The sequence below is a fragment of the Enterobacter sp. 186315 genome (assembly GCF_053290175.1).
In genome coordinates, this window is record NZ_JBPTTK010000014.1 from 24,051 (window position 1) to 37,029 (window position 12,979).

The following is a 12,979-nucleotide window of genomic DNA, read 5'->3' on the forward strand; positions in this document are numbered from 1 at the left end:
GAGGGGATCGACCGGAGCCGTCTTTTCTCCCTCGCCCCTTTGGGGAGAGGGCCGGGGTGAGGGGCAATCGTCGGTGTTGCGTCAAACATAAACAAAAAATATAGATCCCCGTCACATTTTTGCGTTATACAGGAACCTCGCCCTGGAGAATGAGGTGCTGTATGACATCCCTGACTCGTCCGCGCGTTGAGTTTATCTCAACCATCCTCCAGACCGTGCTGAACCTCGGTCTGCTCTGCCTTGGCCTGATCCTAGTGGTCTTTCTCGGTAAAGAAACGGTGCATCTGGCGGATGTGCTGTTCGCCCCGGAACAAACCAGCAAATACCAGCTGGTTGAAGGGCTGGTGGTCTACTTTCTCTACTTTGAATTTATCGCCCTGATTGTGAAGTACTTTCAGTCCGGCTTTCACTTCCCGCTGCGCTATTTTGTCTATATCGGGATCACGGCGATTGTGCGGCTGATCGTCGTCGATCATAAATCCCCTCTCGACGTGCTGATCTACTCGGCGGCGATCCTGCTGCTGGTGATCACCCTCTGGCTGTGTAACTCGAAGCGGCTGAAACGCGAATAAAAAAAGGGCGCTCCGAAGAGCGCCAAATAACAGTCACAAGTAATAAGTCAAAGTTGAGGGTTGCAGTGGCATAACACAGTGAAACTTAGCCTTTCACACCGCCTGCCGTCAGGCCGTTAACCAGCCAGCGCTGGGCCAGCAGGAACACCACGGTGATCGGGATGGCTGAAAGAACCGCCGCGGCGGCAAAGTCGCCCCACAGGTAGTTTTGCGGGTTGAGGTATTGCTGCATCCCGACCGCCAGCGTGTAGCTGTTCACATCACGCAGCAGCAGGGAGGCGACCGGAACTTCGGTGATCGCGGCGATAAACGACAGGATAAACACCACCGCCAGGATAGGCACCGACAGCGGCAGCAGCACCAGGCGGAACGCCTGCCACGGGGTTGCGCCATCCAGCGCCGCCGCTTCTTCCAGCGAGCCGTCGATGGTTTCGAAATAGCCCTTGATGGTCCACACATGCAGCGCGATACCGCCAAGATAGGCGAAGATCACCCCGCCGTGGGTGTTCAGGCCGATAAACGGCACGTACTGCCCCAGACGGTCAAACAAGGCATACAACGCCACCAGCGACAGCACCGCCGGGAACATCTGGAAAATCAGCATCCCTTTGAGCAGCGTGGCTTTGCCCGGGAAACGCATACGGGCGAAGGCGTAGGCACAGGTGGTGGACAGCGCCACAATGCCAATGGCGGTAATACCGGCGATTTTCACCGAGTTCCACAGCCACAGCAGCACCGGGAACGGCGGCGGGGTGACGCGGCCGTCGGCGTGCTCTACGCTAAAGCCCAGCGCCAGCTTCCAGTGCTCCCAGGAGATTTCGTCCGGGATCAGGCTCCCGGTGGCGAAGTTACCCGAGCGCAGGGAGATGGCGATAACCATCAGCAGCGGGAACATGATCGCCGCGATAAAAATCAGCAGGCCTAGGTGCGTCGCCAGGAGGCGCAGCTTCTGAGATTTGGGTTGTACCATAGACATATTCTGTGCCCTCCTTAGTCAAATTTCATACGTGTGGCTTTCAGGTTCACAATCGCCAGAGCGCCCACCAGCAGGAAGATCAGGGTGGCAATCGCTGCCGCCAGACCGAAGTCCTGACCGCCGCCGCCTTCGAAGGCGATACGGTAGGTGTAGCTCACGAGCAGGTCGGTATAGCCCGCTGGCGTGGTGGTGCCAAGACGGTCAGGGCCGCCGTTGGTCAACAGCTGAATCAGCACGAAATTGTTAAAGTTAAAGGCGAAGCTGGCAATCATCAGCGGCGTCAGCGGCTTGATCAGCAGCGGCAGCGTAATTTTGAAGAAGTTCTGGAACGGGCCCGCGCCGTCCATCGCCGAGGCTTCGTACAGGTCGTCCGGAATCGCCTTCAGCAGCCCCATGCACAGGATCATCATGTACGGATAGCCGAGCCAGGTGTTGACGATAACAATCATCGAACGGGCGGTGGTCGGGTCGCTAAACCAGGCCGGTTTGATACCGAACAGCGCGCTCAGCATCATGTTGATTTCACCGAAGCTCTGGTTGAACAGCCCTTTGAAAATCAGAATCGAGATAAACGACGGTACGGCGTAGGGCAGGATCAGCAGCACGCGGTAAATCGCTTTGCCCTTGAGGGATTCCCACTGCACCAGACACGCCAGAATCATGCCGACCGCCACGGTGAGGATCACCGTCAGCACCGAGAAGACCACCGTCCAGACGAAGATGGCGAAGAAGGGTTTCTGAATGCCTTCGTCAGTGAACACGCGGGTAAAGTTGTCCCAGCCGATGGTGACGGTATAGCCCGGGCTGAGCTTGTCGTCGCCCCATTTGCCGTCGGCGGTGATGGACTGATAGAAACCGATGTCGTTGTTCGGGCGATACTTCACGCCGCTCTGGTTGTTGGTCAGGGTGCCGTCGTCAGCAAGCGTATAGAGCGGCCGGGTGCCGGAGAACTGGCGCAGCGAGCTCATGGTCACTTTGCTGTCGTCTGGCAGCACGGCGGTGAGCTGGGTCAGCGCCTGACGGTTCTGGGTAATCACGCGCAGGTTGGCGCGTTCACCCTCTGGCAGAGCCGCCTCTTTTAAGGCCAGCTTCTGCTCGCCGCCAATCTTAAAGGCGTCGGAGAGATAGGTTTTGCCGCTCTCGCCGTCAGTGAGTGCTAACTTCCACTCGTCACCTTCGGGATAGAGGCCAAAGTTAAAGGTTTTGCCCGCCTGATACGACCTGTCCAGAAGCACCTGCTGCGCACGCTCCTGCGCCAGCTGGTTGGTGCTGCTGTAGTTGGTGAAGGCGATAGCGATGGTACAAATCAGCGGGAACAGGACGAACAGCCCCATCCCGGCCACGCCAGGGTAAACATAGCGCCAGGCATAGGCTTTACGGTTGGCGAAAATATACAGGCCAGCAGAGCTTAAAATCAGCGTCATGATGGCGAACAGGTACTCCCCCTGCACGTACATTAAAACAACAAGGTAACCCACCAGCAGACACAGCAGACCTATCACTGACCACTTCAGCGCGTCGCTTTGCCACCAGTGCTTCTTTTTAATGACATCCATGGGGTTCTTCCTCTACAACGTTTGATCTTTTCTCCCTCTCCTGGGGGAGAGGGCCGGGGTGAGGGCGTGCGGATAGCGACAACCCTCACCCTAACCCTCTCCCAAAGGGAGAGGGAACTACGGCATTACTTAGTAATACGACCCTGAGCATCTTTCAGCGCGGCATCAACGGTCTGGCGACCGCTTGCGGCGTTGATGACGGCGGTACGGGTTGCGTACCAGAACGCAGCCATCTGTGGGATGTTCGGCATGATTTCGCCTTTCTGGGCGTTATCCATGGTCGCGGCAATGCGCGGATCTTTCGCTAACTGGTCCTGGAAGGATTTCAGCGCCACGGCACCCAGCGGCTTGTCCTTGTTCACTTCATCCAGACCCTGATCGGTCAGCAGGTAGTTTTCGAGGAACTCTTTCGCCAGCTCTTTGTTCGGGCTGGCGGCGTTGATGCCCGCGCTCAGCACGCCAACGAACGGTTTAGACGGCTTGCCTTTGAAGGTTGGCAGCAGCGTCACGCCGTAGTTGATTTTGCTCTTATCGATGTTGCTCCAGGCCCACGGACCGTTGATGGTCATCGCGGTTTCGCCCTTGTTGAACGCCGCTTCGGCAATGGAGTAATCGGTATCGGCGTTCATGTGTTTGTTCTTGATCAGATCGACCAGGAAGGTCAGACCCGCTTTCGCGCCAGCGCTGTCCACGCCCACGTCTTTCACGTCGTATTTGCCGTTTTCAAACTTGAACGCGTAACCGCCGTCGGCAGCAATCAGCGGCCAGGTGAAGTACGGCTCTTGCAGGTTGAACATCAGCGCGGATTTACCCTTCGCCTTCAGCTCTTTATCCAGGGCAGGGATCTCTTCCCAGGTTTTCGGTGGGTTTGGCACCAGGTCTTTGTTGTAAATCAGGGAGAGCGCTTCAACCGCCACCGGGTAAGCAATCAGCTTGCCGTTATAGCGAACGGCGTCCCAGGTGAACGGGAACAGTTTGTCCTGGAAGCTCTTGTCCGGCGTGATTTCAGCCAGCAGGCCAGACTGCGCGTAACCACCGAAGCGGTCATGCGCCCAGAAGATAATGTCCGGGCCGTCACCGGTAGCCGCAACCTGCGGGAATTTCTCTTCCAGCTTGTCCGGGTGCTCAACGGTGACTTTGATGCCGGTGTCTTTCTCGAATTTTTTGCCCACTTCGGCCAGGCCGTTATAGCCCTTGTCGCCGTTAATCCAGATAACCAGCTTACCTTCTTCAATTTTGGCGAGAGCCGGTGCGGAAATCATCATTGCTGCCAGGGCGGACAATGCGAAAACGCGTGCGCCAGTCTTGATCTTCATATCTGCCATCCTTTTTGGTGATGTGCTCGTGGATACATGAGGTGGTTCAACGTGACTCAGTCTCCTTATTTGACATCCTCTTTCCATCCTCCTGACTCCTACGCCCCACCCCTGCTTTATGTGATCTCTGTTGCATAAATTTAAGTTATGAGTGCTGGCGCACATAAAAACACACTGAATTTTGCAGGCGGCTTCACGATTTTCGCCACAGCGCCCCGGCTGCGGTCGCAGAGCCTGCTCTCTCATCCTCCCGCCTCCTCCCCCATAAAAAAGCCGGGGGGTGGAGGATTCACGAAAGTAATGGAACCCCCATAGTGAACTTATCTTGAATGTTTCTGTCGGCGACAGGTTGTAACGAAGGGAGAAGGGCATGGCGAGCGTACAGCTGCGTAATGTAACGAAAGCCTGGGGCGAAGTGGTGGTGTCGAAAGACATCAATCTCGACATCCACGAAGGTGAATTCGTGGTGTTTGTTGGCCCATCTGGCTGCGGTAAATCAACTCTGCTGCGTATGATTGCCGGTCTTGAAACCATCACCAGCGGCGATTTGTTTATTGGTGATACCCGAATGAACGACATCCCGCCCGCCGAACGCGGCGTTGGCATGGTGTTCCAGTCCTATGCGCTTTACCCCCATCTTTCCGTGGCCGAAAACATGTCCTTTGGCCTGAAGCTGGCGGGGGCGAAGAAAGAGGTGATTAACCAGCGCGTCACCCAGGTGGCGGAAGTGTTGCAGCTGGCGCACCTGCTGGAGCGTAAGCCAAAAGCGCTTTCCGGCGGTCAGCGTCAGCGTGTGGCGATTGGCCGTACCCTGGTGGCCGAACCGCGCGTGTTCCTGCTCGATGAACCTCTCTCCAACCTGGATGCCGCCCTGCGCGTCCAGATGCGTATCGAAATCTCCCGTCTGCACAAGCGCCTTGGGCGCACGATGATTTACGTCACCCACGATCAGGTCGAAGCGATGACGCTGGCCGACAAAATCGTGGTGCTGGACGCCGGTCGCGTGGCGCAGGTGGGTAAACCGCTGGAGCTGTATCACTACCCGGCAGACCGCTTTGTTGCGGGCTTTATTGGCTCGCCAAAGATGAACTTCCTGCCCGTCAAAGTGACCGCAACAGCCATTGAACAGGTACAGGTGGAGCTGCCTAACCGCCAGCAGGTATGGCTGCCGGTCGACAGCGCCAACGTACAGGTCGGGGCAAACATGTCCCTGGGTATTCGTCCTGAACATTTACTGCCTAGCCACATCGCCGATGTGACGCTCGAAGGTGTCGTTCAGGTCGTCGAACAGCTTGGTCACGAAACACAGATTCATATCCAGATCCCCGCCATCCGTCAGAACCTGGTCTACCGCCAGAACGACGTGGTGTTGGTAGAAGAGGGTGCCACATTCGCTATCGGCTTGCCGCCAGAGCGTTGCCATCTGTTCCGTGAGGATGGCACAGCATGTCGTCGGCTGCATAAAGAGCCAGGCGTTTAAGCAATCCCAAAAGAAAACACGAAGCCAACAGGTGAAGTGTTCAAAGAAAAGCAATGATCTCAGGAGATAGAATAATGATTACTCTGCGCAAAGTCCCTCTGGCGGTCGCCATTGCGGCAGGCATTTTGTCTGCTCAAGCCGGCGCTGTCGACTTTAAAGGTTATGCTCGTTCCGGCATCGGCTGGACCGGGAGCGGCGGTGAACAACAGTGTTTCCAGGCAACAGGTGCTCAAAGTAAATATCGTCTGGGTAACGAATGTGAAACCTATGCTGAGTTGAAACTGGGCCAGGAAGTGTGGAAAGAGGGCGATAAGAGCTTCTACTTCGACACCAACGTCGCGTATTCCGTATCTCAGCAGAACGACTGGGAATCCACCAGCCCGGCCTTCCGTGAAGCAAACGTGCAGGGTAAAAACCTGATTGAATGGCTGCCAGGCTCCACCATCTGGGCCGGTAAGCGCTTCTATCAGCGTCATGACGTTCACATGATCGACTTCTACTACTGGGATATTTCTGGTCCTGGTGCGGGTATCGAAAACATCGACCTGGGCTTTGGTAAATTGTCTCTGGCGGCAACCCGTTCTTCTGAAGCCGGCGGTTCTGCAACCTTCGCCGATCGTGATGCGAACGGTGACCGTATTTATGACAACGTGGTACCAAACGATGTCTTCGACGTCCGCTTAGCGGGTCTGGAAACTAACCCGGGCGGTACGCTGGAACTGGGCGTTGACTATGGTCACACCAACATTCCTGACGATTACTACTTACAGCCTGGCGCATCAAAAGACGGCTGGTTGTTCACCGCTGAACACACCCAGAGCATGTTAAAAGGCTTCAACAAGTTCGTTCTTCAGTACGGCACGGACTCTATGACCTCTAACGGTAAAGGTATCCCACAAGGCGGTAGCGTTGATAACGACGGCTCCATGTGGCGTGTGCTGGACCACGGTGCAATCACCCTGGCAGACCGTTGGGACCTGATGTATGTCGGTATGTACCAGAACATCGATCGTGACAACAACAACGGGACCGAGTGGTGGACTGTTGGTGTTCGTCCAATGTTCAAATGGACGCCGATCATGAGCACCCTGCTGGAAGTGGGCTACGACAACGTTAAGTCTCAGAAAACTGACGACAAAAACAGCCAGTACAAAATCACCCTGGCACAGCAGTGGCAGGCAGGCGACAGCATCTGGTCCCGTCCGGCTATCCGTGTCTTCGCAACCTATGCGAAGTGGGATGAGAAATGGGGTTATGCGAACAACGGTGACACTGGTTACACCTCTGGCGTGGCATACAGCGACACTTCCGCGAAAACCTTCAGCCGTGGCGACTCTGACGAGTGGACCTTCGGTGCTCAGATGGAAATCTGGTGGTAATTCGATAGACCTGACGTAATGACCTAAAAGAGGGGCGCAAGCCCCTCTCTCCTTAGGGTGCTGCGCGCTATTGCCTGGCCACCGCAGTGCTCACGCTATCAGAGGTAATAACAATGAAAATGAAGAAAAGTCTCGTCGCGCTGTGCCTCTCTGCGGGGCTGCTGGCTAGTGCTCCCGCCATCACGTTTGCAGATGTTAATTTCGTACCGCAAAACACCAGCGCTGCGCCTGCTATCCAGGCGGCGGCGCTTCAGCAGCTGACCTGGACCCCCGTCGATCAATCTAAAACGCAGTCCACACAGCTTCCAACGGGTGGTCAACAGCTGAACGTTGCGGGTATCACCGGCCCGGTTGCCGCCTACAGCGTGCCCGCGAATATTGGCGAGCTGACTCTCACCCTGACCAGTGAAGTGAACAAACAAACCAGCGTCTTCGCGCCTAACGTGCTGATCCTCGATCAGAACATGACGCCATCGGCCTTCTTCCCGAGCGACTATTTTAGCTATCAGGAACCGGGCGTGATGAGCGCCGATCGTCTGCAAGGCGTAATGCGTCTGACCCCAGCGTTAGGCCAGCAGAAAATTTACGTGCTGGTATTCACCACAGAAAAAGATTTGCAGCAGACCACAAAGCTGGTTGACCCGGCGAAAGCCTACGCGAAAGGCACCGGCAACTCCGTACCGGATATTCCGGATCCGCTTGCCCGCCACACTACCGATGGTCTGATTAAGCTGAAAGTTTCCACTAACAGCGCCTCCAGCGTACTGGTTGGCCCACTGTTTGGCTCTTCAGGCCCGGGTCCGGTTACCGTGGGTAATACCGCGTCACCTGTTTATGCTGCGCCTGTTGCCGCCGCACCAGCCACCGCCCCGGCCCCTGCGAAAAAATCCGAGCCGGTGCTGAATGACACCGAAACCTACTTCAATAACGCCATTAAGCAGGCCGTGAAGAGCGGTGATGTCGACAAAGCCCTCAAGCTGCTTGATGAAGCCGAGCGTTTAGGTTCCACCACTGCCCGTTCCACCTTTATCAGCAGTGTAAAAGGCAAGGGGTGACAGCCGTCCCCCACAGTGCTGATTTGTTCGTTTTAGTGCGCCTGAGTGGGCGCACTTTTTTTGGCGTCGCCCGCGCTGTTGCGCCATTGTTGCGAATGTGATCGCTAAATAGCGTTTGCCCGCCCTCAATCCGCTTTTCTGCGATACAATGCCTTTACGTTATGTATCGGAGAGTCTGGCATGTCACACCCCGCGCTAACGCAACTGCGTGCGCTGCGCTATTTTGACCACATACCCGCGCTTGACCCGGAGCAGCTCGACTGGCTGCTGCTGGAAGATTCCATGACAAAACGTTTTGAGCAACAGGGCAAAACGGTCACCGTGACGCTGATTCAGGAAGGGTTTGTCACCGCTGAGGCGATCGCCAGCGAACTGCCGCTGCTGCCGCTGGAAGAACGCTACTGGCTGCGTGAAATCCTGCTCTGTGCCGACGGCGAGCCGTGGCTGGCCGGGCGTACAGTCGTGCCCGAATCCACGCTATCCGGTCCTGAGCTTGCGCTACAAAAACTGGGTAAAACCCCGCTGGGGCGCTATCTTTTTACCTCGTCTGAACTGACGCGTGATTTTATTGAGATTGGTCGCGATGCCGACCTGTGGGGGCGACGTTCCCGCCTTCGCCTGAGCGGTAAACCGTTAATGCTGACGGAGCTTTTCTTACCGGCATCGCCGTTGTACTAAGAGGAAGAAAAAAATGGAGTGGAGCCTGACGCAGGACAAGCTGCTGGCCTATCACCGCTTAATGCGAACGGATAAACCCATCGGCGCGTTGCTGCTGCTGTGGCCAACCTTATGGGCGCTGTGGGTCGCGACGCCCGGCCTGCCGCCGCTGTGGATCCTCGCGGTGTTTGTTGCGGGCGTCTGGCTGATGCGCGCGGCGGGATGCGTGGTTAACGACTACGCCGACCGTAAGTTTGACGGCCACGTTAAGCGCACGGCTAACCGTCCGCTGCCGAGCGGCCAGGTCACAGAGAAAGAGGCCCGCACGCTGTTTGTGGTGCTGGTGGTGCTCTCGTTCCTGCTGGTGTTAACGCTGAATACCATGACCATCCTGCTGTCCGTCGCCGCGCTGGCGCTGGCGTGGGTCTATCCGTTTATGAAGCGTTACACCCATCTGCCGCAGGTGGTGCTGGGGGCGGCCTTTGGCTGGTCGATCCCGATGGCGTTTGCGGCGGTGAGCGAAACGGTGCCGCTGAGCTGCTGGCTGATGTTCCTCGCCAATATCCTCTGGGCGGTGGCGTACGACACGCAGTACGCAATGGTCGATCGGGACGATGACCTGAAGATTGGCATCAAATCAACCGCTATCCTGTTTGGTCGTCACGACAGGCTGATCATCGGTATTTTGCAGGTGGCGGTGCTGGCGCTGATGGTGGCGATTGGTCGCCTGAACGGGCTGAACTGGGCGTTCTACTGGTCGGTGCTGGTAGCGGGTCTGCTGTTTGCGTATCAGCAGAAGCTGATTGCGAAGCGCGAGCGCGAAGCCTGCTTTAAAGCGTTTCTGAACAATAACTACGTTGGCCTGGTGCTGTTTTTAGGGCTAGCGATGAGCTACTTCTCATAAAAGAACGGCAGCCGGATGGCTGCCGTTTTGTTTTCTCCCTCTCCCTGTGGGAGAGGGCCGGGGTGAGGGCATCAGGCTGCTGATGACATCACTCGTCCTGCGTCGCACTCTCAATCGTCAAGCGCACGTCAGACGTAATCAGGTCAGCCAGCATCTGGTAAACCTTCATCGTTTCTTCCGGCTCAGCGTCGCCGGTATCGCTGATAAACCCTTCATCACGCAGCGTCAGCACTAACGAGCTGAATACCGCTTTGTCGAAGAACTCCGGCGCGTTAATGCCGTGCAGAACGGACAGGCGCTGTGCCAGCGTCCGGCTCTCTTTTTCCAGCGTACCGCGGTTGATGGACGGGTTCGCGCTCAGCAGCCAGAAGGTAATGGCGTAACGTTGCAGCGTTTCACGCGCGCCAGCCGCCAGCAGTTGCAGGGTGCGGGAGCGTGACGGGTTAATGTGCAGCTCGTCACCGGTGACCGTAATCAGCCCCTGACGTTGCAGCTCTGCGGTGAGTTTATCCAGCTCTGCCGCCAGCTCGTCTTTACTCCAGCGCAGGAACAGCTCCGCTTTCAGCATCGGGTACAGCGCGTCGACATGGCGCAGCAGCTCCTGACGTGAAATACGGCGATGCTGGGTAATGATGGCCGCCATCAGCGATGGCAACATCAGCATATGCGTGATGTTGTTTCGGTAGTAGGTCATCAGCACCGCCTGCTCGCGCGGCAGAATGATGATGTCCCCGATGGTGTCTTTCTCGACCTCGAACTTGTTCATCTGCAACGCATGTTCGATCAGCTCGTTCGCGGTGCTGGTCGGCACGGTTGAATCCACCGAGTACGGCACGTTGCGCATGATGTCGAGATAGCAGTCGAGCTGTTCGGTGAGCTGCTCGCGGGTCAGCGAACGCTGACGCGAGGCCAGCAGCGCGGTACAGCACAGGTTCATGGCGTTGGCCGCACCCGCGTTGTTGATACGCACCATCAGCTCGGCGGCGATACCGTTTACCGTTGGCGTCAGCCAGGCAGGACGCACCGCTTCGATAGGATCGATAGACTCGCGCCACTCTGGTACATGGTGGTTCAGGTAGGTCATCAGCGGCATCGGCTCGCCAAAGTTCACGTAGCCCTCACCGAGGTTGCGCAGCTTGCTCAGCCCGCGCAGCATCTGCGGCAGACTCTCTTTCTCTTTGGTCGCCCCGCGCAGCTCTTTGGCGTAGGTACCCACTTCCATCACGTGTTCGTAACCGATGTAAATCGGCACCAGCGTAATCGGACGGGTGCCGCCGCGCAGCATCGCCTGAATGGTCATCGACAGCGTGCCGGTCTTCGGATCGAGCAGACGACCGGTGCGGGAACGGCCACCCTCCACGAAATACTCAACGGAATAGCCACGGCTGAACAGCTCGCCCAGATACTCGCGGAAGACGGTGGAATAGAGCTTGTTGCCTTTAAAGGTGCGTCGAATAAAGAACGCGCCCAGACGGCGGAAAATCGGCCCTGCTGGCCAGAAGTTCAGGTTAATCCCAGCGGCGATATGCGGCGGGACAAGACCCTGGTGATACAGCACGTAGGAGAGCAGCAGGTAGTCCATGTGGCTGCGGTGACACGGCACATAGACAATTTCATGTCCGTCGTGCGCCAGCTGGCGAACGCGCTCGGCGTTGTGAACGTTGATCCCCTGATAAAGGCGGTTCCACGTAAAGCCCAGAATACGGTCGGAGAGGCGGATCATCTCGTAAGAGAAATTCGCGGCGATCTCTTCCATCAGCGCGATGGCGTTCTGCTGCGCTTTCTCGTGAGAAATTTTCTTGCTGCGCGCTTCGTCTTCGACGGCGCGGGCAATGGCTTTCGAGGCCAGCAGCTTGTTAAAGAGATCCTGGCGCGCAGGCAGGCGCGGCCCGACGGCAGCCAGACGCTGGCGGGCGAAGTGCATACGCGCAACGCGCGCCAGTTTTTGCGCAATGATTTTGTCCGTACCGTGTTCGTCCGCCATGCGGCGCAGCGAAACGGAAGGGGAGAAACGCACAAAGCTGTCGCGTCCCAGCCAGGAGACCGCAAAAAACTTCTGAATACCGTTAAGCATACGCAGCGGCGGATTCTCTTCGCCTTTTTCGCGGCCCGGACGGCGGCCAAACATCACCGATACCGGCACCATCTGCACATCCAGCTGTGGATTGCTGCGGTGCAGGTCGAGGTAGTCGTGGAACAGTTTGATGGACTCTTCTTTCGGCGTGTAATAGGTAAACACGCGCGGCCCGCCGTGAATGAACACGTAGCGCGGCAGCAGAGTGCCGTCGATTTCGAGCGGCTCAAGCGGGTCAGGGAGGTCGTGCGCCAGACATTGGGCGCGGAGCGTCAGCAGGTCTGCCTTCGAGTTATAAGGCAAAACGTACATAATAGGGCGAGAGGTATCCAGCCCTAATTCCAGCGCAGGTTCCGCCGGGATAGACTTGCTTTTTACCAGGACGCTTAATGGTAAATTAAGTAATTTGTAGTAAATTCGTGGCCAGCCGGACATAAACGATGTAAAGCCTCTGGTTAATAATGCAAATGCGGCGCAAGGATAACAGAATGCGCGCAAAATTTCTGTTGTTACCCGTCATACTTAAGGCGGCAGCAAAACGCGCTGCAACCCTAATTACTGACGCTATTTTCACTAAAAGGTTCTTTTAATGGCCAATAATACCACTGGGTTAACTCGAATCATCAAAGCTGCCGGCTATTCATGGAAAGGTTTCCGCGCCGCGTGGATTAATGAAGCTGCTTTTCGCCAGGAAGCCGTTGCCGCCATTGTCGCGGTGATTATCGCCTGTTTCCTTGATGTTGACGCAATAACCCGCGTACTTCTCATCGGTTCGGTACTTTTGGTGATGATAGTGGAAATTATCAATAGCGCTATAGAGGCCGTGGTCGATCGTATTGGCTCCGATTTTCATGAGCTGTCCGGTCGTGCGAAAGATATGGGGTCTGCCGCAGTTCTGTTGTCGATTATTACCGCATTAATCACCTGGGGCACGCTTCTCTGGTCACATTTTCGATAAGCCTTCAGGAATCACTAACTGCCTGGTTTTTTGTGCAGTTTTTGATTCCAAA

At 56.4% G+C, this 12,979-nt stretch carries 11 protein-coding genes; 7 read left to right on the plus strand and 4 right to left on the minus strand.

Annotated features, from left to right (window positions below):
* Positions 1 to 161: 161 nt before the first annotated feature.
* Positions 162 to 572 carry a phosphate-starvation-inducible protein PsiE gene (gene psiE / locus ACSVHP_RS15745; RefSeq protein WP_417313478.1) on the plus strand — a complete coding sequence of 137 codons (411 nt, stop codon included), beginning with the start codon at positions 162 to 164 and terminating at the stop codon, positions 570 to 572.
* Positions 573 to 657: 85 nt separating this feature from the next.
* On the opposite strand, the gene malG is transcribed toward psiE, so the two are convergent.
* The 3 genes from malG to malE form a co-directional block, all read right to left on the minus strand.
* Positions 658 to 1,548 carry a maltose ABC transporter permease MalG gene (malG, locus tag ACSVHP_RS15750; protein WP_238460993.1) on the minus strand — a complete coding sequence of 297 codons (891 nt, stop codon included), beginning with the start codon at positions 1,546 to 1,548 and terminating at the stop codon, positions 658 to 660.
* A 14-nt stretch (positions 1,549 to 1,562) separates the two neighbouring features.
* On the minus strand, positions 1,563 to 3,104 hold the full coding sequence (gene malF, locus ACSVHP_RS15755; protein WP_234674876.1) for a maltose ABC transporter permease MalF: 1,542 nt from the start codon (positions 3,102 to 3,104) through the stop codon (positions 1,563 to 1,565).
* 125 nt (positions 3,105 to 3,229) lie between these two features.
* The gene (malE, locus tag ACSVHP_RS15760) at positions 3,230 to 4,420 is read right to left on the minus strand and encodes a maltose/maltodextrin ABC transporter substrate-binding protein MalE (protein WP_234674875.1); all 1,191 of its coding nucleotides are present in this window, start codon (positions 4,418 to 4,420) and stop codon (positions 3,230 to 3,232) included.
* Between the two features lie 370 nt (positions 4,421 to 4,790).
* On the opposite strand from malE, the gene malK reads away from it, so the two are divergent.
* From malK to ubiA, 5 genes are all read left to right on the plus strand, one after another.
* The gene (malK, locus tag ACSVHP_RS15765) at positions 4,791 to 5,900 is read left to right on the plus strand and encodes a maltose/maltodextrin ABC transporter ATP-binding protein MalK (RefSeq protein ID WP_234674874.1); all 1,110 of its coding nucleotides are present in this window, start codon (positions 4,791 to 4,793) and stop codon (positions 5,898 to 5,900) included.
* 71 nt (positions 5,901 to 5,971) lie between these two features.
* Complete coding sequence (locus ACSVHP_RS15770; RefSeq protein ID WP_234674895.1) at positions 5,972 to 7,279, plus strand: maltoporin; 1,308 nt, start codon at positions 5,972 to 5,974, stop codon at positions 7,277 to 7,279.
* A 113-nt stretch (positions 7,280 to 7,392) separates the two neighbouring features.
* Positions 7,393 to 8,334: a maltose operon protein MalM gene (malM, locus tag ACSVHP_RS15775; protein WP_447552386.1), complete on the plus strand. Its 942-nt coding sequence runs from the start codon at positions 7,393 to 7,395 to the stop codon at positions 8,332 to 8,334.
* 180 nt (positions 8,335 to 8,514) lie between these two features.
* Complete coding sequence (gene ubiC / locus ACSVHP_RS15780; protein ID WP_447552388.1) at positions 8,515 to 9,012, plus strand: chorismate lyase; 498 nt, start codon at positions 8,515 to 8,517, stop codon at positions 9,010 to 9,012.
* A gap of 13 nt (positions 9,013 to 9,025) precedes the next feature.
* Positions 9,026 to 9,895, plus strand: a complete 870-nt coding sequence (gene ubiA, locus ACSVHP_RS15785; protein WP_447552389.1) for a 4-hydroxybenzoate octaprenyltransferase — start codon at positions 9,026 to 9,028, stop codon at positions 9,893 to 9,895.
* Positions 9,896 to 9,983: 88 nt separating this feature from the next.
* Here ubiA and plsB read toward each other — a convergent pair whose 3' ends face one another.
* Positions 9,984 to 12,404, minus strand: a complete 2,421-nt coding sequence (gene plsB / locus ACSVHP_RS15790) for a glycerol-3-phosphate 1-O-acyltransferase PlsB (RefSeq protein ID WP_234674870.1) — start codon at positions 12,402 to 12,404, stop codon at positions 9,984 to 9,986.
* Positions 12,405 to 12,558: 154 nt separating this feature from the next.
* On the opposite strand from plsB, the gene ACSVHP_RS15795 reads away from it, so the two are divergent.
* Positions 12,559 to 12,927, plus strand: coding sequence for a diacylglycerol kinase (locus ACSVHP_RS15795; protein WP_417313398.1), 369 nt, complete (start codon positions 12,559 to 12,561; stop codon positions 12,925 to 12,927).
* Positions 12,928 to 12,979: the final 52 nt, after the last annotated feature.